This window comes from Ruegeria sp. BG9, from assembly GCF_056538305.1.
The window spans coordinates 311,218-337,865 of record NZ_JBQFSY010000001.1 but is presented as its reverse complement, the minus strand read 5'-3'; the positions used below and the strand labels follow the sequence as shown (position 1 = coordinate 337,865).

22 protein-coding genes are annotated in these 26,648 nt (G+C 60.1%); 9 read left to right on the top strand and 13 right to left on the bottom strand.

Going from position 1 to position 26,648, the window contains the following annotated elements; translation table 11 throughout:
- Nucleotides 1–74 precede the first annotated feature (74 nt).
- From trkA to hflX, 4 genes are all read left to right on the top strand, one after another.
- Nucleotides 75–1,451, top strand: a complete 1,377-nt coding sequence (trkA, locus tag ACR0I8_RS01675; RefSeq protein WP_170466662.1) for a Trk system potassium transporter TrkA — start codon at nucleotides 75–77, stop codon at nucleotides 1,449–1,451.
- Complete coding sequence (locus ACR0I8_RS01670) at nucleotides 1,451–2,989, top strand: TrkH family potassium uptake protein (RefSeq protein ID WP_170688757.1); 1,539 nt, start codon at nucleotides 1,451–1,453, stop codon at nucleotides 2,987–2,989. The genes trkA and ACR0I8_RS01670 overlap by 1 nt, the downstream gene beginning before the upstream one ends.
- 130 nt (nucleotides 2,990–3,119) lie before the next feature.
- The gene (gene hfq, locus ACR0I8_RS01665) at nucleotides 3,120–3,359 is read left to right on the top strand and encodes an RNA chaperone Hfq (protein ID WP_005982826.1); all 240 of its coding nucleotides are present in this window, start codon (nucleotides 3,120–3,122) and stop codon (nucleotides 3,357–3,359) included.
- Nucleotides 3,359–4,630, top strand: a complete 1,272-nt coding sequence (hflX, locus tag ACR0I8_RS01660) for a GTPase HflX (protein ID WP_170688756.1) — start codon at nucleotides 3,359–3,361, stop codon at nucleotides 4,628–4,630. Before hfq ends, hflX begins: the two co-directional genes overlap by 1 nt.
- A 3-nt stretch (nucleotides 4,631–4,633) precedes the next feature.
- Here the strand turns inward: hflX and ACR0I8_RS01655 are convergent, their stop codons facing one another.
- From ACR0I8_RS01655 to hemB, 4 genes are all read right to left on the bottom strand, one after another.
- Nucleotides 4,634–5,029: an SgcJ/EcaC family oxidoreductase gene (locus ACR0I8_RS01655; RefSeq protein ID WP_170688755.1), complete on the bottom strand. Its 396-nt coding sequence runs from the start codon at nucleotides 5,027–5,029 to the stop codon at nucleotides 4,634–4,636.
- A gap of 106 nt (nucleotides 5,030–5,135) precedes the next feature.
- Nucleotides 5,136–7,598: a penicillin acylase family protein gene (locus ACR0I8_RS01650; RefSeq protein ID WP_170688754.1), complete on the bottom strand. Its 2,463-nt coding sequence runs from the start codon at nucleotides 7,596–7,598 to the stop codon at nucleotides 5,136–5,138.
- Between the two features lie 162 nt (nucleotides 7,599–7,760).
- Complete coding sequence (locus tag ACR0I8_RS01645; RefSeq protein WP_170373852.1) at nucleotides 7,761–8,333, bottom strand: lipid-binding SYLF domain-containing protein; 573 nt, start codon at nucleotides 8,331–8,333, stop codon at nucleotides 7,761–7,763.
- A 142-nt stretch (nucleotides 8,334–8,475) separates the two neighbouring features.
- On the bottom strand, nucleotides 8,476–9,474 hold the full coding sequence (gene hemB, locus ACR0I8_RS01640) for a porphobilinogen synthase (RefSeq protein WP_170688753.1): 999 nt from the start codon (nucleotides 9,472–9,474) through the stop codon (nucleotides 8,476–8,478).
- Nucleotides 9,475–9,593: 119 nt separating this feature from the next.
- Here hemB and ACR0I8_RS01635 point away from each other — a divergent pair, with 119 nt between their 5' ends.
- A complete protein-coding gene (locus ACR0I8_RS01635; RefSeq protein WP_170374333.1) occupies nucleotides 9,594–10,118 on the top strand; it encodes a component of SufBCD complex in 525 nt (174 codons plus the stop codon).
- Nucleotides 10,119–10,139: 21 nt separating this feature from the next.
- Nucleotides 10,140–13,601, top strand: coding sequence for a transcription-repair coupling factor (gene mfd / locus ACR0I8_RS01630; protein WP_170688752.1), 3,462 nt, complete (start codon nucleotides 10,140–10,142; stop codon nucleotides 13,599–13,601).
- 132 nt (nucleotides 13,602–13,733) lie between these two features.
- On the opposite strand, the gene ACR0I8_RS01625 is transcribed toward mfd, so the two are convergent.
- The 4 genes from ACR0I8_RS01625 to ACR0I8_RS01610 form a co-directional block, all read right to left on the bottom strand.
- The gene (locus tag ACR0I8_RS01625) at nucleotides 13,734–15,392 is read right to left on the bottom strand and encodes a tetratricopeptide repeat protein (protein ID WP_170688751.1); all 1,659 of its coding nucleotides are present in this window, start codon (nucleotides 15,390–15,392) and stop codon (nucleotides 13,734–13,736) included.
- Nucleotides 15,393–15,453: 61 nt separating this feature from the next.
- Nucleotides 15,454–16,662 (bottom strand): multidrug effflux MFS transporter, encoded by a 1,209-nt coding sequence (locus ACR0I8_RS01620; RefSeq protein WP_170688750.1) that lies wholly within the window; start codon nucleotides 16,660–16,662, stop codon nucleotides 15,454–15,456.
- A 78-nt stretch (nucleotides 16,663–16,740) separates the two neighbouring features.
- Nucleotides 16,741–17,397 carry a DsbA family oxidoreductase gene (locus ACR0I8_RS01615; RefSeq protein WP_170688749.1) on the bottom strand — a complete coding sequence of 219 codons (657 nt, stop codon included), beginning with the start codon at nucleotides 17,395–17,397 and terminating at the stop codon, nucleotides 16,741–16,743.
- Nucleotides 17,397–18,911 (bottom strand): class I adenylate-forming enzyme family protein, encoded by a 1,515-nt coding sequence (locus tag ACR0I8_RS01610; RefSeq protein ID WP_170688748.1) that lies wholly within the window; start codon nucleotides 18,909–18,911, stop codon nucleotides 17,397–17,399. The genes ACR0I8_RS01615 and ACR0I8_RS01610 overlap by 1 nt, the downstream gene beginning before the upstream one ends.
- 65 nt (nucleotides 18,912–18,976) lie before the next feature.
- Between ACR0I8_RS01610 and ACR0I8_RS01605 the strand changes: the two genes are divergently transcribed.
- Complete coding sequence (locus ACR0I8_RS01605; protein WP_170373845.1) at nucleotides 18,977–19,600, top strand: helix-turn-helix domain-containing protein; 624 nt, start codon at nucleotides 18,977–18,979, stop codon at nucleotides 19,598–19,600.
- A gap of 2 nt (nucleotides 19,601–19,602) precedes the next feature.
- Here the strand turns inward: ACR0I8_RS01605 and ACR0I8_RS01600 are convergent, their stop codons facing one another.
- Both ACR0I8_RS01600 and ACR0I8_RS01595 read right to left on the bottom strand, forming a co-directional pair.
- Nucleotides 19,603–19,824 carry a hypothetical protein gene (locus ACR0I8_RS01600; protein ID WP_170688747.1) on the bottom strand — a complete coding sequence of 74 codons (222 nt, stop codon included), beginning with the start codon at nucleotides 19,822–19,824 and terminating at the stop codon, nucleotides 19,603–19,605.
- Between the two features lie 296 nt (nucleotides 19,825–20,120).
- On the bottom strand, nucleotides 20,121–21,935 hold the full coding sequence (locus tag ACR0I8_RS01595) for an extracellular solute-binding protein (RefSeq protein ID WP_170688746.1): 1,815 nt from the start codon (nucleotides 21,933–21,935) through the stop codon (nucleotides 20,121–20,123).
- A 286-nt stretch (nucleotides 21,936–22,221) separates the two neighbouring features.
- Here ACR0I8_RS01595 and ACR0I8_RS01590 point away from each other — a divergent pair, with 286 nt between their 5' ends.
- Nucleotides 22,222–22,995 carry a 3-hydroxybutyrate dehydrogenase gene (locus tag ACR0I8_RS01590; RefSeq protein WP_170688745.1) on the top strand — a complete coding sequence of 258 codons (774 nt, stop codon included), beginning with the start codon at nucleotides 22,222–22,224 and terminating at the stop codon, nucleotides 22,993–22,995.
- Between the two features lie 65 nt (nucleotides 22,996–23,060).
- Nucleotides 23,061–24,086, top strand: a complete 1,026-nt coding sequence (locus ACR0I8_RS01585) for a patatin-like phospholipase family protein (protein ID WP_170688744.1) — start codon at nucleotides 23,061–23,063, stop codon at nucleotides 24,084–24,086.
- Here the strand turns inward: ACR0I8_RS01585 and ACR0I8_RS01580 are convergent, their stop codons facing one another.
- From ACR0I8_RS01580 to ACR0I8_RS01570, 3 genes are all read right to left on the bottom strand, one after another.
- Nucleotides 24,087–24,764: a DUF502 domain-containing protein gene (locus ACR0I8_RS01580; RefSeq protein ID WP_170638604.1), complete on the bottom strand. Its 678-nt coding sequence runs from the start codon at nucleotides 24,762–24,764 to the stop codon at nucleotides 24,087–24,089.
- Nucleotides 24,765–24,828: 64 nt separating this feature from the next.
- Entirely contained in the window at nucleotides 24,829–25,740 is a 912-nt protein-coding gene (locus ACR0I8_RS01575; protein WP_170688743.1) for a pseudouridine-5'-phosphate glycosidase, read from the bottom strand.
- On the bottom strand, nucleotides 25,737–26,630 hold the full coding sequence (locus ACR0I8_RS01570; protein ID WP_170665042.1) for a PfkB family carbohydrate kinase: 894 nt from the start codon (nucleotides 26,628–26,630) through the stop codon (nucleotides 25,737–25,739). Before ACR0I8_RS01570 ends, ACR0I8_RS01575 begins: the two co-directional genes overlap by 4 nt.
- Nucleotides 26,631–26,648: the final 18 nt, after the last annotated feature.

Here is a 26,648-nt window from a genome sequence, read left to right as displayed (position 1 = left end):
TCGGGTATGACAATTCAATTGACCCTCTCAGGGCCATCTGTCATTCAAAGATTTCAGGCAGAAGGGCCAGAAACATGAAGGTCATCATTTGCGGTGCGGGTCAGGTTGGCTGGCAGATCGCACGGCATCTATCGGGCGAGCTGAACGACGTCACGGTGGTGGACAACAACCCTGATCTTGTGCGCCGTGCGACGGAAACGCTGGACGTGCAGGGGATCGCGGGCTTTGCCAGCTATCCGGATGTGCTGGAACGGGCAGGGGCGCGCGATGCCGACATGATCATCGCCGCAACCCATTCGGACGAGGTGAATATGGTCACCTGCCAGATGGCCCATTCGGTTTTCGCCATCCAGCGCAAGATCGCGCGTTTGCGATCTCAATCCTACCTTCAGGCGATCCACTCAGACCTCTATCGCCGCGACCACCTGCCGATTGATGTGGTGATCAGCCCCGAGCGTGAGGTCGCGGCCGCCGCCATGCGTCGCCTGTCAGCCCCGTCCGCCTTTGACACCGAGATGTTCATGAATGGCAAGGCCCAGCTGTTGGGCATTCGGATCGACGAGGATTGCCCGATCGTGAACACGCCTCTGCGGCAATTGACCGATTTGTTCTCGACCCTCAGCTCCATCGTGGTCGGGGTCCGGCGCGAGGGCAGCCTTTTCGCACCTGAATCCGAAGATCAGCTGTTTGTGGGCGATGAATGTTATGTCTTCACCAGCGTGAAGGATGTCGACCGAACAATGGAGGTGTTCGGCAAAGCGCAAAAAAGGCAGGACCGTGTTGTGATCGTCGGCGGTGGCAATGTCGGGCTCGAAGTCGCGCGAACACTTGAAGAACGCGAAAGCCGCGTGCGGGCCAAGATAATTGAACGAGACCGGGAATGCGCCGAAAAAGCCGCTGAAGCGCTGGAGAGGACCATTGTCCTGCATGGCGACGGACTGGACTCGGCGTTGCTGAACGAGGCGGGCATTGACCGCGCTGATGCGATGCTGGCCGTCACAGATGATGACCGCACCAACATGCTGGCCGCCGTGCGCGCAAAGGCCGAAGGCTGTGCGCTAGCGATTGCCCTGATCAATGACCCCAGTATGGTCGCGTTGATGGGGCCTCTGGGCATTGACGCCTATATCAACCCAAGAGCGACCACCGTCAGCTCGATCCTGCGCCATATCCGGCATGGGCGGGTGCGGCAGGTTTACTCCATCGGCGACGCCGAAGCCGAAGTGATTGAGGCAGAGGTGCTTTCGACTTCGCCCATGGCCGGGCAGAAACTGCGCGATATCGACTTCCCTGAGGGTGTTCTTGTCGGCGCTGTTCTCAAAGGCGACGAACTGTTGCGCCCAACGGGCAGTCTGCGGATTGACGAAAAGGACGTGCTGTCGATCTTTGCTATGGCCAAGGACGTCCCCGAGGTCGAACGGCTGCTGCAGGTTTCGATTGATTTCTTCTGATGGCGCGTGTGGTCACAGCTCGGATCGGGGTCTTGCGGCGCTTGCCGCTGTTTCTGCTGATCTGGGGGATTTCGGCGCTGTCTATGTGGGTGCCGGCGGGTTATGCGCTGGCGCTGGATGATCACGATACTTCGCGGTCTTTCCTCTATTCCGGGTTGCTTGGGTTGTTTCTGGTATCCGCAATTGCGCTGGCGGCCTCGAACCGGGTGCCGCGGCGGGGAACGCTGGGGCAGTTGGCGGTGCTGCTTGGCTGTTTCACCATTCTGCCGATCTTTCTAGCCATCCCGTTCCACGACGCGCTTGGCAATACCACCTTTCTGAACGCCTATTTCGACATGGTCAGCGCCCTGACCACGACAGGCGCCGACTTGTTTCCCGACCCTGGTCGCCTCACCGCGCCGTTGCATCTGTGGCGCGCGCTGGTGGGTTGGATGGGCGGTTTGCTGATGTGGATTGCCGCCGCCGCGATCTTGGCACCGCTGTCCTTGGGCGGGTTCGAGGTCACGGCGCGGGGCCAGCCTGGTCGGCCAGTCTCGGGCGTGGCACAGAGCGAGCAGGTCGATCCGCGTGGCCGCCTGCTGCGCGTTACCCGCACCCTGACTCCGATCTATGCGGGCCTGACCGCCGTGGTTTGCATCCTGCTGCTGATCGCCGGAGAGCAGGGCCTGACAGCAATTTGCCATGCGATGTCAGTTATGGCGACCTCGGGCATCTCTCCTGTTGGTGGGCTGGAGGGCGCGCAGGCAGGCATCACTGGTGAAATGATCCTGTTTCTCTTCCTACTTTTTGCCCTGTCGCGCCTGACTTTTTCAACCGACACGGCCGCCAGCGGCTTTGCCCGGCTGGACAAGGACCCCGAGTTCCGGATCGGGCTGTTCATCGTGCTGGCCGTCGCGGTGCTGCTGTTCTTCCGCGTTTGGGCAGGGGTCAACGAAATTGGCGGCCAACTGCAGCCCTTGCAAGCCCTGCATGTCATTTGGGGTATGCTGTTCACGGGCCTTGCGTTCCTGACCACAGCTGGGTTCGAGAGTGCGAACTGGAACGATGCCCAGCAGCTTTCAGGTCTGGGGACTCCAGGGTTGGTTCTGATGGGGCTGGCGCTGGTGGGTGGCGGTGTCGCGACGACGGCAGGTGGGGTCAAATTGCTGCGGGTCTTTGCGCTCTACCTCAATGGCGCGCGTGAGATTGACCGGCTGATCCACCCGTCCTCGGTCAGCGGCACCGGCGGCGGTAACCGCCGCATTCAAAGCGACGGAGCATTCATCGCGTGGATATTCCTTATGATGTTCGCGCTGACCCTCGCCCTGTTTAACCTGCTACTGGCCCTGATGGGGTCGGGATTCGAACAGGCAATGGTGCTGAGCGTTGCCGCCCTCAGCACAACCGGGCCGTTGATCGAGCTGGCGACGGATGTTCCGATCCGCCTGGTTGACCTGTCGGGCGGGGCGAAATTGACGCTCTGCGCGGCGATGGTTATCGGTCGGCTTGAGACACTGGCGATCATCGCGCTGATCACGCCGACCCTGTGGCGGGATTGAACCACTGCGCGTGCCCGGCGTTACTGCCTGATTTTTCGTCTGGAATATCTGAGCGCGTCACTCCATACTCCGCCAGAGGGAGCGCGTTGGTCCGCAGCGCGTAGCAAGAACAATGGCGAGTTAATAAAATATGGCTTCGGACAGACAGAATCTGCAGGACGCGTTCCTGAACAATGTACGGAAAGCAAAAGTCCCGGTCACGATTTTCCTGATCAATGGCGTGAAATTGCAGGGTGTGATCACTTGGTTCGACAATTTCTGCGTATTGTTGCGCCGCGACGGACAGTCGCAGTTGGTCTACAAACACGCGATTTCAACCATCATGCCATCGCAGCCGATCAACCTGTATGAGGGCGAAGACGCCTCTTGATGGAACATGAAAGGAAGCGCACCCGGGCTTGGGTGCTGCATCCTGAAATCAAATCAGATGAACAGCGCCGCGTCCCCAGACCCGCGCTGGAAGAAGCGGTTGCACTGGCAGCCGCGTTGCCCGATCTGGATGTGATTGGGTCCGAGATCGTGCGCCTGCCGCGCGCCCAGCCGGGTATTCTTTTCGGCAGCGGCAAGATCGACGAACTGGCCGAACGGTTGCACGATAGCGAGGTCGAACTGGTTCTGATTGACGGCCCCGTGACGCCGGTTCAGCAACGCAATCTAGAGAAAGCGTGGAAGGTCAAGATTCTCGACCGGACGGGTTTGATCCTTGAAATTTTCAGCGACCGCGCGCGTACCCGCGAAGGTGTGTTGCAGGTCGAGATGGCCGCGCTCAGCTATCAGCGCACGCGGCTTGTCCGGGCCTGGACCCACTTGGAACGCCAGCGGGGCGGTTTGGGCTTTGTTGGCGGCCCTGGTGAAACTCAAATCGAGGCTGACCGCCGCGCCATCGACGAGCAACTGGTGCGTTTGCGTAGGCAGCTGCAAAAGGTGGTCAAGACCCGCACGCTGCATCGGGCTGCACGGGCCAAGGTGCCGTATCCGATTGTTGCCCTGGTGGGCTATACCAACGCGGGCAAATCAACCCTGTTCAACCGTTTGACCGGGGCTGAGGTGATGGCCAAGGACATGCTGTTCGCCACGCTAGACCCGACCATGCGCCGCGTAGTTCTCCCAGACGGTCCCGAGGTGATCCTTTCAGACACGGTGGGTTTCATCTCGAACCTGCCGACCGAACTTATCGCGGCATTCCGGGCAACGCTTGAGGAAGTTCTGGGCGCGGACTTGATCGTGCATGTGCGCGACATCAGCCATGACGAGTCACAAGCACAGGCCGATGACGTTCAGGCCATTCTCACCTCACTGGGTGTGGATGATGAGCGACCCATGCTCGAGGTTTGGAACAAGACCGATCTGCTGGACGCCGATGAGCGCGAGGCGGTTTTGGCACGCGCTGACCGCGATCCGTCGATCTTTGCAATCTCGGCCGTGACCGGGGATGGGATCGCGCCTCTGCTGGCTGATATCGCGACAAAACTGCAGGGGGTCCGGCGCGAAACCACTCTCTCGCTGAGCTTTGCCGAAGGGAACAAGCGCGCGTGGCTGTTCCGGCAGGATGTCGTTCGATCCGAGGAACAGACGGAAGACGGGTTTGAGATCACGGTACTTTGGACCGACAAACAGGCGGCGCAGTTTGCGGGGCTTTGAAGGCTATTTGCCGTCGATTTGTCTTTGATAGTCCTCGGCGTCAAACCACCCCAATGAGGACTGTACTTTGTGGTCTTCGGTCAACTCCCATTCTTCCCAACCTCGCGTGACCACGTGATTGCCGGTTTCCGCATGGTGCCCTTCGAGGGTCCAGACAAAGATCGCATGTGACCCGGCCCATCGGAGCATGTCGCAACGGACCTCGAGGTCGGGGAACTCGGCATAGAACCCTCGGGCCATTTCGGCGATGGCGTCCCGGCCTTTGAGAGGGTCGCCTCGGTTGATGATAATCTGCCCGTCAGGTGCATAAAAGCTTGCGACCGAGTCTGGGTCGCCCGAACTCCAAGCGATGGCATAGTCGCGCGCAAGCGTGTTCAGAGTATCCCGTATGCTGGCCATGATCCCCCCATTAGATGCGGTTTCGCCCCATTATGGTAGGACGAAACCGTACATCATGTCATGGCACCCAGAAGAAGCAGGGGCGAGGAGTCGCCGAATGGGCGGATTATTGCGGGGCGAGGGTGGTGACACCCACCGCGGCGGCTCGGGCCAGATCAATGTCGAGGGACATCGGGATATATTCTCCGCGCCGCCACAGCTGTGCCTGATCGTCATAGTAACGTGACAGGAAATGCCCGGACTGGCCGGTTGCGGTGATAAAGACCGAACTGTCGGGATCGGCGAAATCGTAGACTCCGCGATAGCCAGCACCATGCACGTTCAGGAATGGGTCAGGTCCTTCACCCGAGGTCCGTCCGCGCAGCAGGGTGTTGTCGCCTCCGCTGGTCGATTGGCGAATGTTGACGAAATAGCGCAGGACCGGAACATTCCCGAGGACAGGATGATCATGGGTGGCCTGATGGGCATCGCCCCAGCGCAGGGATTCCAGAGTGGTGCCGTAGGTCTCGGCGATCCAGATCAGGGCGTCGTCCAACGCCAGCTCTGCCATGTCCGAGCAGGTCTCGACCGGGGCGCTTTGGCGCACGTCACACCAGACCGACGCGCCATCAATGTCGCGGTAAACCCGTTCGATGAACAGAGGTTCGACATGTTTGAACTCACTGGCCAACGGGCCGAGTTCATCCCCGATCAGGCGGATCTGCAAGGCGCGTAGCCACGCAGCATAGATCAATGGCTCGGGCAGATGTTCGTTCATCTCGCCATTCCAGTCGGCCAGCAGGGACAGGGCGATCTGGCGCTGGCGCTCGGGCGTGCCTTCGGGGGCCGAGGCACCGGTGAACCACAAATCAGCTCCGATCAGCGGCAGCAGCGAGCGCGCGGTGAAACTGACCGTGTCCAGTTGCGCCTCGATAAAGCTGTCGCGGGTATGGACCTCGCGCGATTGCATCAGCCGTTCCCAGCGGTGAACGCGCTGTGTGTCGCCCCATTCGAACGAGACGTGGTTGGGAAAAGGACGGTCGATAATCTTATTGTTGGTGTTGCCCAGCAGACCACCGGCGGGTGAGGTGAACTCGGGGTTGGTGGCGTAGGGCATGCGGCCTTGCCACCGGTTTTCCGCAATCCAGCCGGGCGTTGGAATGCGCCCTTTGCTTTGGTTCAGGCGGTCGCGCTGAGGGATTGCTCCGATCAGTTTCAGGCCAATCGTTTCGGTGTCGACCAGGGACAGGTTCTGCGACGGAGCGATGAATTTCTCTGCGACGTCAATGGCTTCGCGTACGGTATTGGCGTTCATCAGGGCCATAGAAGCGCTCATGGACGTGTCATTCGGGCTGAGAGCGGTCCAGGACAATGACGCGACATGCCCCGGTGGCGTGATCGTATCCAGATCATAGTGGCTGCCGGGCAGAACAGGGCCATTTTCCGTCCAGCGCAGGGTCAGGGTGATGGGGGCTTCGTCCTTGATTTCGATGATCGAAGGGCGACTCTGGAATTCCTTGAACCCGTCCGGGGTCAGGTATTCCTCGGGATTGTCAGGGTTGAGCTGCTCGATATGCAGGTCCTGATCATCCAAATAGGAGGAGGTTAGGCCCCAGCCCAAACGGTCGCTGCGGCCGCTCATCACGGCGGGAATGCCGGGAATTGTCGCGCCGATCACTCCGCCCTTGGCAAGGTCCAGATGGGCCAGATACCACACGCCGGGCGCGGTGAAACCCAGATGCGGGTCGTTAGCCAACAGGGTTCCACCACTGGCGGAGCGGGACGGCGCGGCAACCCATGCGTTTGACGCTCCGGCTAAACCACGTTTGGGGAACGGCGACAGCGGCGTATCCGGCATCGGCGTCCCAGTGGCATAGCGCGGCAGGCCGGGAAACAGCTGGGCATATTCGGGCAGGGCGGCGATGCCGGCTCCGGGCACATCCGGCAGAATGTCGACCAGCCGCGCGGGATCGTCCAACATCAGCGAGGTCCGGGCGCGCAGAACCTCATCCTTCAGGTGGCCTGACAGCTGTAAACCCATAAGCTTGATCACGGCGAGGCTGTCACCGGGTTGCCAGGGTGAGACCGGGGCGTTGAACAGAAACATCTCGGGCGCGCCGCGGCCCAAAGCTTCTTCGTTGATCTGTGTGAGGCGGGCGTTGACGCCTGCGGAGTAGGCGCGCAACGCGGCTTTTGTGTAGTCGTCCTGCGCCTCGACCGAGCGATGGGCCAAGCCGTAGAGATCAAGCCGACGCAGCAGCTTGTCTACGGCAACGGTGCGCGAGCCAAATACTTCGGACAGACGGCCCTGGGCGGTGCGGCGCATAACGGTCATCTGCCACAAACGATCCTGCGCATGTGCGTAGCCCAAGCCAAAGAACACATCCGGATCTGTTTCGCCAAGGATATGGGGCACATTCGCTGTATCGCGAATGACCTCAACCGGGGCAGTGACTCCCTGTACCTCAAGGGTTTGATCGTATTCGGGCAGCGACTGGCTGGCCAGAAAATAGACCAGTCCGATGGCGGCAAGAACCAGCAGGACAAGACCCGTGGTGATGCGTATCAACCAGCGAAAGACAAGAGCCATGGACGTCCCACTTGTATTCGTTCTTCACGTGGCGAGAGGTTACTTCAAGGCCGCCCCGACCGAAAGAGGAACACTGCGGAAACCTGCCTTGACGTGGCAATGAAAAAGACCTCGCCCCAAGAAGGGGCGAGGTCCTTCAGTGAGGGGCGTGGTAGTGCAAAATCAAGGGATGATGCGGGTGTATTTGATGCCTTCGACGGTTGCGCCGATCTGCAGGCCCGCCTGGCCGAAGATGGCTGCCAAGACCGGGCTGAGCAGGGTGGTCGTATCGGTCGACAACTGGTCACCCTGATCACTGACCACATAGCCAATATCGGCACCGGCGGTCCAACCGCTAGAGCGGCGGAAGTCGTTCAGCGCGTCCTCGGTCATGAAGAACAGGACATGTGCGTATTGCTGCGCGCCGATCTGCAGACCCGCAGTGCCTTTGACGGCCGAGTAGTAGTCAACCGTGGCTCCGTTGATGCGCAGTGCGCCCTGACCATAGCCGCCGCCGAATACGAACCCGGCCTCTGTGATCAGGGGCATGACGAGCATGCCATTGGCTTTTTCTGCGATCTCGACTGTGTTGGGGTAGCGGGCAAACATCTCGGTCAATGTCGCGTCGACGCGGGCGTCGAGGGTGGCTGCGTTCGAGTTGCCGACGCCGTTGCCGCAGGCTGCGGTCAGGGTCAGACCTGCCATGCCCAAGGCAAAGCCGCGACGGTTCAGTCGGGGAAGGGTGGAACTGCTCATGGTTTTTATCTCTGTAACTGTGCCTGATATGTCGGGTGTTCCCGATCTTATGTGCAAGAATACGCCGATTGGCCCTGCATGTCACGACAAAGCTGCCACGGCCCGCGAAACAATCGGCGAAAAATCGCGAGGTGTCGGGGTTTTAGCCTTGAAGAACCCGTGCGACCTGCGGCGCGAAATAGGTCAGGATTCCGTCGCAACCTGCGCGTTTGAACGCCAGTAGACTCTCCAACATCACCTTGTCGCCATCGACCCACCCGTTCTGCGCCGCCGCCTGGATCATCGCGTATTCGCCCGAGACCTGATAGGCGTAGGTGGGCGCACCAAACGTGTCTTTCACGCGGCGGCAGATATCCAGATAGGGCATGCCCGGCTTGATCATCACCATATCGGCTCCTTCGGTCAGGTCGCGCTCGATCAAGCGCAGGGCCTCGTTCGAATTTCCGGGGTCCATCTGATAGGTTTTCTTGTCGCCGGTCAGGGCGCCAGAGGCACCAACCGCATCGCGGAACGGGCCGTAAAAGGCGCTGGCATATTTCGCGGCATAGCTGAGGATCATCACGTTGTGATGACCCGCCGCCTCAAGCGCCGAGCGCATCGCGCCGATCCGGCCGTCCATCATATCAGACGGACCAATGATATCGGCCCCGGCCTCGGCTTGAGCGAGTGTCATCTTGACCAGCGCCTCAACGGTCTGGTCATTCACGATCTCGCCATCCACCACATAGCCATCATGGCCGTTGATATTGTACGGATCGAGCGCCACATCGGTCATGATCGCGAGATCCGGCGCCGCCGCCTTGATTGCGCGGATCGCGCGGTTCGAGAGGTTGCCAGGGTTCCAGGCCTCGGCGCAATCCTCGGTCTTGAGTGAAGAATCGGTGTAGGGAAAGATACAGATCGCGGGGATTCCAAGGGCTTGCGCCTCGACCGCTGCCTTGGCAATTAGGTCGACCGACCGCCGCATCACGCCGGGCATCGAGGGCACCGGCTCTTCAATGCCTTCTCCATCACGCACGAAAACCGGCCAGATCAGATCATCGGTGGTCAGCGTATGCTCGCGAACAAGCCCGCGGATCGCATCGGACTGACGCGCCCGGCGAAAACGGGTCTGAGGGTAAGGGGCGATGGTCGGTTTCATGGCGCGTCCTCCTTGAACATTGCCGCATTGGGTGGCATGAATCCGCCAAGGGCTCAAGGGCATCAATGGACGCGCCATAGCGACAGAACCCCCTGAGGATTGTGAATAAAGGGCTGCGTTTGGACTGGTACTCTACGATTTTCGAACTCATCGACATGCGCAGCTTTTCGAATCTGTGGTTCTGGATTGTTCTGGCGGTCACTTGGTCTTCGGCCAGTCACTGGTCGATGGGGGTGCCCTACGACATGGTGGTCCGCGCCCGCCGCGTTGGCGGCCAGCTTGAGGTCGACCTGCTGGACATCGTGCGCATCAACACCAACCGCATAATCTACTATGTAGAGGTGTCGGGCATGGTGATGCTGGCAATGGCCTGTTTCGTCTTTACTGCATTGGCGACGCTGGGTTTTTACTATTGGGTCGAATTTGCGCAGGCCGTGTTTCTGCTGTTGTTCCCCCTGGTGATCGTGACCTTCATCAACATCTTCCACGCACGCCGTTTGCGGCGGCACGAACTGACTTTGGAGCGCGTTGCCAAGACGTTGTCACGATGCCGCCTGTATACGCAGATCATCGGCATGATCTCGATACTGGCCACTTCGATGTGGGGCATGTATCAGAACTTTTCGATCAGCGTTCTGGGATAGCGAAATCTGAAAGGGTCATGGATGAAGGCTCCGAACCACGTGACAGTAGGCGGCGCCCCCGAAGGGTATGACGCGCAGCTTGTGCTGAACGAGATCGCGCGTTCGGGAAGGCCGGTATGCCATGTGGCGCGCGATGACAAGCGGTTGGAGGGGATGCGGGCAGCACTTGCGTTCTTTGCCCCCGACATGCCGGTTTTCGTTTTCCCCGGTTGGGATTGTCTGCCCTATGACCGGGTCTCGCCCAACGCGGATATTGCCGCAGCGCGGGTGGCGACGCTATCAGCGCTTGCCCATCAGATGCCCGAGCGTTTCGTGCTGCTGACCACACTGAATGCCGCGACCCAACGCGTGCCGGCGCGCGAGATTCTGCGCGAGGCCGCCTTTACCGCTCGCGTCAACCAACGTGTGGACGAAGACGCTCTGCGCAAGTTTCTGGTGCGGATGGGGTTCACCCAAAGCCCCACCGTGATGGAACCCGGAGACTACGCGATCCGGGGCGGGATCATCGACATCTTCCCTCCGGGAGAATCCGGCCCCGTCCGGTTGGACCTGTTCGGAGACGTTCTGGACGGCGCGCGCCGTTTTGATCCGGTCTCGCAACGCACCACCGAAAAGCTTGAACTGGTCGAACTTGCGCCCGTTTCCGAGGTTATTCTGGACGAGGCGGCCATCACCCGATTCCGCCAGAACTATCGCATCGAATTCGGTGCGGCGGGTACGGATGATCCACTCTACGAGGCCGTCAGTGCGGGCCGCAAACATCAGGGCATTGAACATTGGCTGCCTTTCTTCCACGAAAAGCTGGAAACCCTGTTCGACTATCTGCCAGAGGCGACGATTTCTCTGGACGATCAGGTCTCACCCGCGCGTCTGGCGCGGTGGGATACGATTGCCGACCAGTATGAGACACGGCGGTTGGCGCTGGAAAACCGCTCGCGCATGGACACGGTCTACAAGCCGACACCGCCCGGGCTGCTGTATCTGGATGACGCCACTTGGGAAGACGCGGTTGGTGATCGCCGGGTGCTGCATTTCAGCCCTCTTCCGCAAGCCAGCGGCCCCGGCGTGATCGATGCGGGCGGGCGGATCGGGCGGAACTTTGCTCCCGAGCGTCAGCAGGAAAGCATCAGCCTGTTTGGCGCTTTGGCGGACCACATCAAGGGCAAGCTGGACAAGGGGCCAGTGCTGATTGCATCTTACTCGGAAGGCGCGCGCGAACGTCTGACCGGCTTGATCGAGGATGAAGGTCTGGCCGAAGCCATACCGGTCACCGATGGTACACGCATCGGCAAAAGGGGCCTCCATCTCGCTGTCTGGGCCTTGGAACATGGGTTCGAGACGGCGGATCTGACCGTGATCGCCGAACAGGACGTGCTGGGCGACCGCCTGATCCGCCAGCCCAAGAAACGCCGCAAGGCCGAGAACTTCCTGACCGAGACCCAATCCCTCAGCCCCGGCGATCTGGTCGTTCATATTGACCACGGCATCGGCCGCTACATGGGGATGGAGGTCGTCACAGCAGCGGGTGCAGCCCACGAATGCCTGCTGCTGGAATATGCCGAAGCGGCCAAGCTGTACCTGCCGGTCGAGAATATCGAGCTGCTGTCGAAATACGGCCATGACGAAGGGCTGCTGGACCGTCTGGGCGGCGGCGCGTGGCAGGCGAAAAAGGCCAAACTGAAAGAGCGCATCCGCGAGATGGCGGACAAGCTGATCCGCATCGCGGCCGAACGCGCCCTGCGCAAAGCGCCCGTTATGGACCCACCGCCCCACGCATGGGAGGAGTTCAGCGCGCGCTTCCCCTATCAGGAAACGGACGATCAGTTGCGGGCGATCTCGGAAGTCATGGAGGATATGCATTCCGGCGCGCCAATGGATCGTTTGATCTGTGGGGATGTCGGCTTTGGCAAGACCGAGGTCGCCATGCGCGCGGCCTTTGTCGCCGCCATGTCCGGGGTTCAGGTGGCCGTCGTTGCGCCGACCACTCTGCTGGCTCGTCAACACGCGGCCTCGTTCAAGGAACGCTTCCGAGGCTTCCCTCTTGAGGTCCGGCAGCTATCGCGTTTTGTTTCGGCGAAAGAGGCGCAACAGACTCGAGACGGGCTAGCGCGCGGGACAGTCGATATTGTGATCGGCACCCATGCTCTGCTGGCGAAAGGTATCCGTTTCAACAACCTCGGCCTGCTGATCATCGACGAGGAACAACATTTCGGCGTCGGCCACAAAGAGCGCCTGAAACAGCTGCGCTCGGACATTCACGTCCTGACCCTGACCGCAACGCCGATCCCCAGGACGCTGCAACTGTCACTAACTGGCGTGCGCGACCTGTCAATCATCGGTACGCCGCCCATCGACCGCCTGGCCATCCGCACCTATGTCAGCGAGTTCGACGCGGTGACGATCCGCGAGGCTTTGCTGCGCGAACACTATCGCGGCGGGCAGAGCTTCTATGTAGTGCCGCGCATCTCGGACTTGCCCGAGATCGAAGAATTCCTGAAAGAACAACTGCCAGAGCTGGCTTACGTCGTCGCTCATGGGCAGATGGCGGCGGGTGAACTCGACGACCGCATGAATGCGTTCTACGACGGCAAGTATGACGTGCTTCTGGCGACGACGATTGTCGAGAGCGGTCTGGATATCCCTACCGCCAACACAATGGTAGTGCATCGGGCCGATATGTTCGGCCTCGCGCAGCTCTATCAGATCCGAGGCCGGGTCGGGCGGTCAAAAACTCGCGCCTATGCCTACCTCACAACCAAGCCGCGCCAGAAACTGACCGCCACCGCTGAAAAGCGCCTACGGGTTCTGGGCTCGCTCGACACGCTGGGGGCCGGGTTCACGTTGGCCAGTCAGGACCTCGACATTCGCGGGGCCGGAAATCTTTTGGGCGAAGAACAATCCGGCCAGATGCGCGATGTGGGGTATGAACTTTATCAGTCGATGCTGGAAGAGGCGATTGCCAAGATCAAGGCCGGTGAGATGGAAGGGCTGTCGGACGCCGATGACCAATGGGCGCCTCAGATCAATCTGGGCGTACCGGTTCTGATCCCCGAGGATTATGTGCCCGACCTCGATGTCCGCCTGGGCCTCTATCGCCGTTTGTCATCGCTCTCGACCAAGGTTGAACTTGAGGGCTTTGCCGCGGAACTGATTGACCGGTTCGGCACCTTGCCGAAAGAGGTGAACACCCTGATGCTGGTCGTCCGTATCAAGGCCATGTGCAAGCGCGCGGGTATCGCAAAACTGGATGGTGGACCGAAAGGGGCGACGATTCAGTTTCACAATGATAAATTCGCTTCGCCCCAAGGGCTGGTCGAATTCATCCAGAACCAGCGCGGCATGGCGAAGGTCAAAGACAACAAAATCGTTGTGCGGCGCGACTGGAAGAAAGATAGCGACAAGATCAAAGGCGCGTTTGCGATTGCCCGCGACCTCGCTGAAAAAGTAGTGGCCGAAAGAAAAAAGGCCAAGACAGGCGGATAGCGGGGAAGGGGGCGCTGCCCCCGCCGCGGCAAGCCGCGACTCCCCTGGGATATTTCCGGCCAGATGAAGCAGGCGATCCAGACTTCATCTGGCTAAAAATACCTCCGCCGGAGGCATCGCGCGCAGCGCGACTCAGGTCCGCATGGCGGACTGGGCGCAGAAACAGGATGCGGCGACTGCGCGGTCGGCCCTTGCCAGGGCCAAATCCAGCCTCTGTTTGATCTGAGGTAGCTCAATTGTATCGCCGCGTGCTTTCAAGCAATCATGCAGGCCCTTCAAACTCCAGATATTGTCCGGATGGATCGAGGCGCGGCTGAGGGTTCCGCCAAGGCCCAGATCTTCTCGGTATACGGCTTCCGCCTCGGTCAAATGGCCCTGTTCGAAGAGCAGCGCGCCCAACGCGTGGCGGGTGGGTTGCATCCATCCCCAAGGCTCGTCGTAGGGCAACGTGTCGTCCAATTCGACAGATCGGCGCAGGTGGGCGAAGGCGAGACCGAAGTTTTCCTTTCGGTATTCGATCTCACCGCGCAGCATTTCGGTTGCGATCTCCAGCAGGTCGATGACGCGGTTGTTGTGCAATCGCCGAGCCTCGGGCACACGGGCTTTGGCTTTGAGGAACAGTTGCTCCTCTGCTTCGGCGTTGGGCACATTGCCAGTCGCGGCGAAAGCAAGCGCGCGGGCGTAGTAGGTGGTTGCCGTAAGCGTGAGGTACAGGTCGGGGTCGTCTGGTAGCGCCAGCGCTTTTGCCTCCTCCCATCGGCCAAAGCGGATCAGGATGTGAGGCCCCATGGACATGTAACTTTCGAAGAAATCCGCCATGGGCGGGCTCTCGATGCGCAACATCTCTTCGGGGGTCGTGTCCCAAATACCTTGGTTGGCCCGCAGGGCCGGTTCGATCTGACCCAGAAACATCGCGCCATAGATGGTGAAATGATAGTCGTGCTGGCGGTAGCCGGTGTAGATGTTGAACGCCCCTTCACGCTCATAATATTTCAGGTCAGCTTCCGAGGCTTTCTGGTTCCAATGCACCACGTTCTGATAGTGGCCGCAGAGGATATCTATATGCGTCGGCATATGCACAAGGTGGCCTGCATCCGGGACCAGAGTGCGCAGGATATCGCCCGCTTTGAGGGCCTTTTCGGGGGTTGGGGACATCTCCATCAGGTGAACGTACAGGTGCAGAAGGCCGGGGTGAGACATGGCGTCGGTGTCGTTCTGCATAGCCCATTCTAGCGCCTCTTGCGCCTCAAGCGTGGCGGCCCCGTCGGCGGGTTGACCAGTTGACAGGTCCCACATTTGCCACGGCGTCAGGTTGAGCAGCGCCTCAACATAGATTGTACGCAGGTCCAGATGATCTGGCTGAGCCTCGAAGGCCGCGCGCATCGCGTCGGCAAAATCATAGTCCCACTCATGCATGCCCTCGGTCGTGTCGCGCTGCGGATACCGGGACGGCAGGGCGTGGATCAGAGCCTTTTCAACCTCGGTACAGCTATCGGTTAGGCTCAGCGCCTTTTGCGTGGCGTCAAAGGCTTTGGTCAGGGCTTTTTGCCGTCCCCGGTCATCTTGCAAATCCCACGGCAGGTTGTAGTTCGGGCCAGCCGCGTAGGCGACGCCCCAATGCGCCATGGCACAGTTTGGGTCATGTTCGACTGCTTTCTCAAAGCAGGCGACGGCCTCATCATGGTTGTAGCCATAGGTCCAGACCAGCCCTCGGTCGAACCAGAGTTGGGCTGCAGCGGATGCTGTTGAAACAGGGCAGGAATAGGTGCCCAGATCGTAGTACTCACTCATAACTGACCCTCCGCCATGTTGGTCGGGACAGCGTAGCGCGTTTGATCCGGGCTGAAAATCCTCAGGCGAGCAGTCTGTTTTCGATGCGCCCCATGTGGATCATTAGGCTAAAGGCCACAATACACATGGTCAGAATGCCGGTGGTCAAAGGCATGATTGAGCCGTCGAACAGTAGCCCAACCGGGGCGGCAATGGCCGCGGCGAGCACTGTCGAGACCGAGCCGATGACAGAGGCCGCCATTCCGGCTATATGCCCCATCGGCTCCATCGCGATGGCGTTCAGGTTGCCCATGGTGACACCCGCCATGAAGAACACGGTGGTTTGCCAGGCAACAAACAGTCCAAACGAGGCGTCGGGCGAAAGCGGGAAGGAATTGGTCACGATCACCAGCGCCGTGATGCCGATCTGCGCCCCGAGCGCCCATGTTACCATGCGGCGCATGCCGACGCGCACCACGAGGGCCGCATTCAATACACTGGCCGATCCGGACATAAGAGCGACAAACCCGAACCAGAACGGAAAGCTCTCAGCTCGGTCGTGGATCACGTCGTAGACGGGCTGAACCATGGTCAGCATGGTGAACAAAATCCCCATGCACAGGGTTTGCACCATGATCGACAGGCGCACAGTCGGGTGGGCGAACATCTCTTTCGTTGCGGCGACCATTAGCGGCAGGCGGAAGGGGCGACGGTTTTCTACGGCCAGCGACTCGGGAAGGCGGGTTCCCATCCAGACGCAGACGATCACGGCGAACAGAATAAAAGACATAAAGATACCGCGCCAGCCGAACAGGGCGATCACTCCGGCCCCCAACATGGGTGCCACGGCGGGTACAAGCGTGAACAGCAGCATTGCGATCGAAATGATGCGCGCCATGATCCGGCCCGAGTACAAATCGCGGATGACAGCCATAGCCACAACGCGCGGACCTGCCGCGCCCAGCCCCTGTGCCACGCGGGCCGCCAGAACGAGTTCAAGCGAGGAACTGGCCCAAGCCACGGCCGAGGCCGCAATATAAAGCGCGACACCGCCATAGATGACCGGTTTGCGGCCAAACGCATCCGACAGAGGGCCGGTAAAAAACGTGCCAATCCCCATCCCAAGCACGAAAGACGTCAGGATCAGCTGCGCGCGATTGACGTCATCCGGGCTGAGCTGCGCGCCGATCTCGGGCAGGGCAGGCAGCATCGAGTCGATCGAAAAGGCGATGGTCGAGAACATCATTGCGATCAGCGCAATGAACTCTCCACGAGACATGCGGTTGGTCATGGGGACTCCTTACCTGATCGCGCTATCACGACGGATCAGGTTGCGCCAGACCGGAATTTCGCACAGACCTCTGTGCTTCTATGCAGAGGAAGCCTCAAGTTGAGACATGATTTCTCCGATCACTTTCTCCCACATTTCAGGAGGTTGCGCGCCCGGAACGGCATGTTGATTGGCAACAATGAAGGTCGGGACCGAGCTGACGCCCATCTCGCGTGAGTGGGTGTCGCGGTTGCGGATATCCTCACGGTCGGCGTCAGATTTCAGCAATTTCATTACCACTGCCGCGTCCATGCCAGCGCTATCGGCGATGTCGGACAGGACCTCCGGGTCGCCGATATCGCGGGCCTGAACGAAATAGGCGTCGAACAGAGCATCGACAACGGCGTTCTGCTTGCCTTCGATCCCGGCCCAGTGGATCAGGCGATGCGCGTCCAGCGTGTTTGGTGTACGCTTCATCCCCTCAAAGTCGATCTTGAGGCCCGCATTCTCGGCATGTTCTACCACGGGCGCATAGGCGCGCACCGCACCGTCCTTGCCGCCGAATTTCCGTTCCAGATATTCGCGCCGATCCATGCCGGCATCGGGCATGTCGGGGTTCAGCTGGAACGGGTGCCACTCGATCACAAACGGATGGTCCGGCACTTTTGCTAAGGCCTTATCCAGATGGGTTTTGCCAATGTAGCACCACGGGCAAATCGGATCGGACAGGATATCAAGTTTGACGGTCTGGGTCATCAGGTGGACGCCTTGAAATAGGCCGGCAACGCGCGGCGCAGGAGTTTGCCGTTGCCGCCGGTTGGCAACTCGGGAAGATGAACAAAGGCGCGCGGCTGTTTGTAGCGCGCCAGATTGGCTTGGACATAGGCGTGCAGAGCGTCTTCGTCCAGTCTATCGGGGCCGGAGTAGAAGGCCGCTATCACAAATGTGTCCTGTTTAACCTCGACGGCAGCGGCCCCGACCTGGGTGATGCCGGGAAAGCGGGACAGGACGGATTCGACCTCAACCGGCGAGACGCGGTAGCCGCCTGCGTTCATCATGTCATCGTCGCGCCCCAGATAGGTGATCTGCCCGTCAACGGCCATGGCGCCCTGATCACCGGTAAGAAACCAGTCGCCTTGCAGTCTGGCGGCTGCCTCGTCGGGGGCGTTCAGATAGGTCAGCATCAGGCCGGGGTCAGAGCGGTGAATGGCGATGGTCCCCTCAGCCCCTTGCGGCACGGGTCCCTCCGGCCCAAGGATCGCCACGCGGCGACCCGGTTGCGGTTGTCCGAGGGCATCCCCGCGCGCAGGATGGGTCGGGCTGGACGAGATGAAGGTCGAACATTCGGACATGCCGAACGCTTCGTAAAGCTCCGTTCCGGTGGCCGTTTCCCACTGGGTATGCAGCGACCGAGACAGCTTTTCCCCGGCGCACAGACCGTGGCGTAGATCGGGCAGCTCGATCCGATCCGTATCGGACAGCATCTTTCGAAAAACACCCGGTGCCGCAGCAAAGATCGTCGCGCGGTTCTGGCGCAGCATTTGCGGCAGCTGAGACATATCGGTGCCGGGTTCAGGGATAAGGGCCGAGGCTCCGATCGTCCACGGATCCATAAGCCCGGTGCCCAGCGTATAGGTCCAGTTGAACGCACCCGCGTGGCACAAGCGGTCCTTCTCAGTCAGACCGTGCCAGCCGTCGACCATCATCTGACGCGCCCAGATCGCGCGATGAGCATGGGCGACTGCGCGGGGCTTGCCCGAGGTGCCCGAGGTATAAACCACATAGGCCAGACGCTCGGGGTCGCCCATATCGAACGCCGCGGGCGGCAGGTCATGCATGGCGATCAGGTCATCCAGATGGATCTGATTGGGGTGTTCGGCACAGGCCACCGAGGGGTCGCGCAAGATGGCGGCGGGCGAAAGCTCCGCAATGATCCGCGCGGTTTCCGGCTCGGTCAGTTGCGATGAAGTCGGAACAGGAACGATACCGACGGCGATGGCTCCAAGGTAGGCGATGGGAAACTCAACGGTGTTTCCAAGCCGCATCAGCACGATGTCTCCGGGGCGAAGCCCGGCCTGTAACAGGCCCTGACCCGTTCCCAGAACGGCGGCTTTCAATGCGCGATAGCTCCAGTCTTCGGACCCGTTTTGACGCAGAACGGACAGGGCGGTCTTTTCGGCCAACTCATCCGCCTTGCCCAGCACATGAGCGGCCAGATTGAACGGGGTCGGGCAGGGCGTCGGTGGCCCCTGATCGAAGATTGACAGCATGGCAACTGGCTAACCCGGCCCATGGCGCGTTGCAAGCGCGGCTTGTGCACCCTATAGACGATGGCATGAGTACCCAAGATCCCAAATCCCTGATCCGCATTGCCCGCGACGCAGGCGAACACACGGAACCCGAGCCTTTGGACCTGGGTGCCCGCGTGCGTGAATTGCGCAAGGCGCGCAACTGGACGCTGGAGCAGGCAGCCTCGCAGGCCGGTCTGGCGCGTTCGACGCTCAGCAAGATCGAAAATGGTCAGATGTCACCCACCTACGATGCGCTGAAAAAGCTGGCCATCGGGTTGGAGATCTCGGTGCCTCAGCTCTTTACCCCGCCGCAGCGTGAGCAGGTGATTGGTCGTATGGCCGTGACCCGGTCCGGCGAGGGGGCCGCACATGCCACGGCAACCTATGAACATGAACTTCTAGCCGAAACCCTGACCAAAAAGCAGATGCTCCCCTATCGCGCCCGCGTCCGCGCCCGTTCGATGGATGAGTTCGAAGGTTGGGTGCGCCATGACGGAGAGGAGTTCATGTATGTCCTGACCGGCGTCGTGCGGTTGTATACCGAATTCTACGAACCTGTAGAGATGCGCCGGGGCGACAGCGCCTATTACGACGGCAGCATGGGGCATAATGTGATTTCGGTTAGCGACGAGGATGCGACCATCCTCTGGGTGACGTCGCTCGCCTAAGGTCAGTTCAGTTCACGGTTCAGCGATTCCGTGAACAGAAAATCTTCGACCTCTTCGTGGGCTTCATTGACAGTCAGGTGATGGCGTTCGGCCAGATAGGCTTCGAACTGTTTGCGATCCTTGCCGACGCGCGGCATATCCCGGTCCCTCAGGTTGGGAAAACGGCGTTTCGCGCGGGCGTAGCACGCGTTCCAGTCTTGTGTCAGATCGGTCCAGTTCAGCATCTGCGAGCTTTCCTTCTTCGGGTTTCAGGACGGCTCTCCCCTACGAGTAGGGTACGGAGGAGTTAACGTTGCGTAAGACATGACAAGATGTCGCACCCCTGGCCTGATCAGAATTATGCCGATCAGAGTCAGGTTTGCGCGGCGGGTTTGGCGCAAAATCCGGTGAAATGCCCATATATAGGGGCGCTTTGCGCTATGAGCTCATGATTTTGTTCATCGCGGAATGTGCCAGTTTTTGCCGATCTCCACGTGCATAAGGTGCCAGGTCCGGTGCGTCACACCCTATGCGCGTGGTTCTAATCGGCGTACCACCAGACCTCGGGCATGTATTGCGGGCCATCGCCGTAGATCGGCAGGGTCTCGGGGTATTTCAGAGCGCTGACATGGGCGATGCGGCCGACGTCGAAGCTCCAGATCGGGATCACGTATCGGCCCGCCGTCAGAACCCGGTCGAGGGCACGGGTGGCGGCCACGAAATCCTCGCGACTTTCCGAAGCCAGCATGGCGTCAATCATCCCGTCCACAGCCGGTGACGCGACGCCCATCAGGTTGCGCGTGCCCGGCGCATCGGCGGCCTCGCTGCCCCAATAGAGGCGCTGTTCATTGCCCGGAGACAGGGACAGGGCGCGGCGGAACGGGGTCATATCGAAATCCAGCTCAGACACACGTCCGGTATATTGGGCATTGTCGACACGTTCGGTCGTGACCTGAATGCCCAGACGTTCCAGCGCACGGGTGTATATCTCGACCGCTGTCTGCATCTCACCTTCGCCCTGTTGCAGCAGAACGGTGATCTGGAACGACTCACCCGCTGCATTGCGCAGTACGCCGTCCTGTATGGTCCAGCCAGCCTCGGCCAGCAGTTTTGCCGCTTGCCGCAGATTCGCGCGATTGCGGGCCGAGCCGTCGCCCTCGGGTGGGGCGTAGCCTTCAAGCGTTCCGGGGATCAGGTCTGCGCTGTAAGGCGCCAACAGTTCTGCAACGCGACCAGTCGCTGGTCCGGGTTGCATCGCCAGATCAGAGCCCGAGAAATAGGATGAGATCCGCGACTGCGCGCCGCCGGTGATCGTGTCGTTGATGAACTCAAAATTGAAGGCCAGCATCAGGGCTTCGCGCACGCGCCAGTCGTCGAACGGGGCTTTGCGGGTGTTCATCACCAGCCCGGTCATGCCCGAGGGTTTGCCATGCGGGATCTCGGTCTTGATCACATCACCGCGCTGAACGGCGGGGAAGCTGTACTGTGTATCCCATGTGTCGGCATTGAACTCACGCACGGCCGAAAGCTCTCCGGCTTTGAAGGCTTCGAACAGGACGGTGGCATCGCCGTAGAACTCGATCCGGATGTCATCGAAATTCATCGTGCCACGGCGAAACGGAACATCAGCGCCCCAATAGTCCGGATTGCGACGCAGGTTCACATAGCGCCCGGCCTCGTAATCTTCGACCACATAGGGTCCGCTGCCGATGGGGACATCGTGCAGCTGCGCGTCGGCAAAATCCTTCCCCTCCCATTGGGCTTTCTGAAGGATTGGGCGCAGGCCTACGATCAACGCAAGTTCGCGGTCAGCTTCGTTAAAGCTGATCCGGACCGAGCGCGGGCCGGTTTGTTCGATGCGGTCGATCTTGGACCAGAGACCGCGATAGCGCAGATGCCCTTCGGTCCCGAGGGTCTGGAAAGACCAGATTACATCGTCAACTGTGACCGGGGTTCCGTCGGAGAATCGAGCCTCTTCCCGGAGGGTAAATTCCACCCAAGAGCGGTCTGGCGCAGTCTCAACCGATTCGGCTAACAGCCCGTAAAGAGTGAAAGGTTCGTCCCAAGACCTTCCCATCAGGCTCTCGTGGGTCCAAAATCTTAACTGCCACGGAGGGGTGCCTTTTTGCACAAACGGGTTCAAACTGTTAAAGCCGCCAGTGTTTCCGAAAACGACTTTGCCGCCTTTGGGCGCCTCTGGGTTCGCATAGGGTAGAGACACAAAATCCGGTGGTAGTGCCGGGTCGCCATACATAGCTATGCCATGAGTCGATTCTGCCTGTGCCAGTGAGGACGCAAAAAGCAGGGCGATTCCCGCTGCCAAACCACGAAGCGGGTGTGAAAAATACGGGCTCATTTTGGAAACAATCCTGCTCTGGCCTTATTTTGTTGGGATTCATCGTAGCGATGATTTTTCTTGTTTTCAAACTTTTAGCTTGGACGAAAGCGCAGAATTGCTTATAAAGGTCTCACTGCTCGATAGGTTTCTTGCCTGTATGAAACCTGCCTCAATAACTTAACGCCCGCTTCGTGCGGGCGTTTTTTTTGGCAGATTTGCAGCCATTCATTCTGCAGTTCCCCGTTTTCTTTGCAGTTGCAGCATGGCACTCTGCGTGCCAGGTGAACTCAGAGGAAATGCAGTCATGAGCCTTTCGGGAAAAACGGCAATCATCACGGGATCGAATTCGGGCATCGGTCTGGGCGTCGCGCGCGAGCTGGCGAAGGCCGGGGCGGATGTGGTTCTGAACTCGTTCACAGATCGGGATGAAGATCACGCATTGGCGGCAGAGATTTCGAAAGAGACGGGTACCAACGCGCGCTACATTCAGGCCGATATGTCCAAAGGGGATGAATGTCGCGCCCTGATCGAGAAGGCGGGCTCCTGCGATATTCTGGTGAACAATGCGGGTATTCAGCATGTGTCGCCAATTGACCAGTTCCCGATCGACAAATGGGACGCGATCATTGCGATCAATATGAACTCGGCCTTCCATACAACCGCCGCCGCCTTGCCGTTGATGCGCGCGAGCGGGTGGGGCCGCGTCGTGAACATCGCCTCGGCCCATGGTTTGACGGCCTCTCCGTTCAAAGCGGCCTATGTGGCGGCTAAGCATGGTGTTGTTGGCATGACCAAGGCCGTCGCATTGGAAACCGCGCAAGAGCCGATCACCTGCAATGCGGTTTGTCCGGGCTATGTGCTGACCCCTCTGGTCGAGGCGCAGATCCCCGACACGATGAAGGAATACAACATGAGCCGTGAGGACGTGATCAAGAACGTCATGCTGGAGCGGCAACCGTCCAAGGAGTTCGCCACGGTCGAGCAATTGGGCGGAACGGTTCAGTTCCTCTGCTCGGATGCGGCTGCGCAGATCACCGGTACGACGATCTCGGTCGATGGTGGCTGGACGGCTTTGTGAGCTTGCATGGGGGCTCTGCCCCCATACCCCCGGGATATTTTTTGGCTAGATGAAGAGGCGGAACCATGAAGCGGATCAATCTGGCTTTGCAGGGTGGTGGAGCGCATGGTGCGTTCACCTGGGGTGTTCTCGACCGGCTTTTGGATGAAGAGGATATTGAGGTTGCGGCGATCACCGGAACCTCAGCCGGGGCATTGAACGGGGCTGCGTTCAAGTCTGGCATGGTTGCAAATGGGCGCGAGGGCGCGCGGGCGCGGCTGGACGGATTGTGGAAACGCATGGGGGCCCTTGGCGATATGCGTATTGCCAACTGGTTCAGGGGGCTTGAGCCTGCGAGCATTGCGCAGGCGATGGAGTATTCGCTGCCTTACTCCATTGGCGATGCGTGGTCGCGGATGGTGTCGCCCTATGCCTATGGCCCGTTCTATTCGAACCCGCTGGAATCCGTGGTGGATCGGTTCAACTTTGATGAGGTTTGCGCTGATCAGGGGCCACGTCTGTTTGTGTGCGCGACTTGCGTGCGCAGCGGCAAGATCCGTGTGTTTACGGGCGATGAGATCTCGACAAATGCGATTTTGGCTTCCGCCTGTTTGCCCACGCTGTTCAAAGCGGTTGAGATTTACGACCCCGAAACCGACAGGACGGAGGCGTATTGGGATGGCGGCTACACTGGCAACCCGGCGCTGTACCCGTTGTTCGAGGACGACTTGCCGGATGATGTGGTGATCGTGAATATCAACCCTCTGGAACGGGACGAGTTGCCGGTTACGCCGCAGCAAATCCAGAACCGGATTAATGAAATCAGCTTTAACTCATCCCTGTTTCGCGAGCTGAGGGCGATCAATTTCGTTCAGCGGCTGCTGGAAGAAGGCAAGCTGAAAGCCGGTGAGATGAGCCGCGTTTTGGTCCACATGATTGCGGATAATGAGCTGATGAACAGCTTGTCTGTGGCGACCAAAACGGTGCCCAATCCGGTAATCCTGCACAAGTTGAAGCACGCGGGCCGCGACGCGGCAGATGGGTTTTTAGCACGTCACAAAGATGATCTTGGACAGCATAGTACCGTTGATCTGCCCGCAATGTTTGGCTGATTACTCGGGCGGCTGCGTCGGGTCTTTTTCGTTGGGATAGACCAGACCGGCCGAAATTACGAGCTTCGCGGCCTCTTCAATCGACATGTCCAGGAGGATCACATCTTCTTCCGGGAAGAACAGCAGAAAGCCGGAAGTTGGGTTGGGCGTTGTCGGGATGAATATGCTCAGGAGGTTGCCACCTGTTTCGGCGCGATTGCTAACCTCACCCCTTGCGGTGGTCGATACGAACCCGATGGCCCAGATGCCACGCCGCGGATATTGCACCAAGCAGGCTTTCTCGAAAGAGCGTTCGGTCTGCGCGAACACCGTCTCCGAGATCTGTTTGATCCCGGAATAGATCGAGCGGACGATCGGCATCCGATCGACGAGGCTCTCGGTGAACGAAATGAAAGACCGGCCCAGAATGCCCTTGGCAATCCAGCCGACTAGAACGGTGAACACCAGGAAGATGATGACGCCGACGCCGCGCAGGTTGATGCCCACATATTCCTCGGGGCGGAACTGCTGCGGCACCAGCGGCAGAACGGCGCTGTCGATCCAGCCCACGACGGACCAGATAAGCCAGATTGTCAGCCAGACAGGCGCAATGACAACGATACCCGTCAGAAAAGAACCGCGCAGGCGCGAGAACAGGCCGGGGCGGCGATGGGGCTCTTCGTCAAACGGTGTGTTCATTACAGGTCCGAGTGGTTTGCGAAACTACCTAAGCAGTCCGATGCGCCGGTGCAATAGGGCAGGTTTACGCGCCGTTTACCAGTGCCTTAGCAATATTCGCCGCCAATCGTGCGTTGTTGCGCACCAAGGCGATGTTCGCGGTGAGTGAACGGCCCTCGGTCTTTTCAAAGATCCGTTGCAGCAGATAGGGCGTGACGGCCTTTCCGGTGATCCGATGAGCATCTGCATCCGCCTGGGCAGCGGCGATGATCGGGGCCAGCTCCTCGGCCGGGATCTGGTCTGCGGCCGGGATTGGGTTCGCGACCAGCTGACCGCCCGGTAGGCCCAGCGCGCGGCGCGTCGCATGAGCTTTTGCGATGGCCTCAGCACTGTCCATGCGCAGCGGTGCGGCATATGGGGATTGCGCGGACCAGAAGGCGGGAAAGGCATCCTGGCCATAGGCGATGACCGGAACGCCCAGCGTTTCAAGAACCTCAAGCGTTTTAGCGAGATCGAGAATCGCTTTGGCACCCGCCGCCACGACTGTCACCGGGGTTTGGCCCAGCTCATGCAGGTCGGCTGAGATATCAAACGTCGTCTCGGCACCCTGATGGACGCCTCCGATCCCGCCGGTCGCAAACACCTCGATCCCCGCATATTGCGCGGCGATCATGGTTGCGGCCACAGTTGTGGCTCCGGTCCCGCCGGTCGAGATACAGGCCGCCATATCAGCGCGCGAGATTTTCGCAACACCCTGAGCTTGGCCCAAGGCCTGCAGCTGGTCGGGTTCAAGGCCCACATGCAGCACGCCTTCGATCACGGCCATGGTGGCGGGCACAGCTCCGGCATCGCGGATGTCCTGTTCCACCTTCGCGGCGACCTCAACGTTCTGAGGGTAGGGCATGCCGTGGGTGATGATGGTGCTTTCCAGCGCCACGATTGGGTGGCCTGCGTCTTTGGCGGCGCGGACCTCGACAGAATAGTGGATAGGGATCACAGCGGAGTTTCTCCTGAAACGTAGGTTGCAGCGGCGTGGAGCGCGCGGGTCAAAGCCGTTTGCGCGTCGGCGCCGTCTGATTCTGAAGCGATATGGGCGGCCATGAATGTGTCGCCAGCGCCGGTCACGCGGGTCACAAGCACAGACGGAGGTGTCTGGGTCAGAACGCCCTTGGCCGAGCCCACGGTGGCCGAATTGCCACCATCGGTGACGAGAACGCGCAGAGCGCCTCGGTCCAGCAGGCCTTTGGCGGCGGATTCGGAATCGGTAAACTCGCGCTGGCAAAGCAGGCCAGCTTCCTCGAGGTTCACATAGAGTGTCGCGCGGGCGTGTTTGAGGAAAGGCAACAGGCGCTCGGCCTTGCCGGGTGAGGCCGGTGCAACCCGCAGGTCCGCCTTGGCAAAGGCGGGGCTTTGGGCGATTTCTTCCAGAAGGTCCAGCGTCAGGTTGCCGTCCAGCGCAATTGGTCCTTCGAACGGCGTATTCTCATAGCCCAGCGGCCCGTGCATCAACGGGCGCAGGATTTTCGCCCCCGAAGCCTCAAGCGAGTGGGCGTCAGCGATGGCCGCGATCAGGCCGTTGGCCCCTTCGACCGCCATGTAGCGATCGGTCGGCAGGTCTTGCGAGCGGTAGATATGGTCGGTGACCATGCCGAGCCGGGCGCAAGCGTGGACCAGCTCGTCACCCTCCGGGTCGCGGCCAATGGCGGTCAGTAGGGTAGGGGTCATGCCAAACCGCACCAGCGTCATGGCGATGTTCATGGCGACGCCGCCGGGCAGGCGGGTGATCCGCCCCGGCACGTCCGATCCTTGCCGCATGGCACTGGCCGAGCGTCCGATCACGTCCCACAGGACCGAGCCGATACACAGGATTTCACTGTTCTGAGTCATGGTGCTGTCATGCCGCAG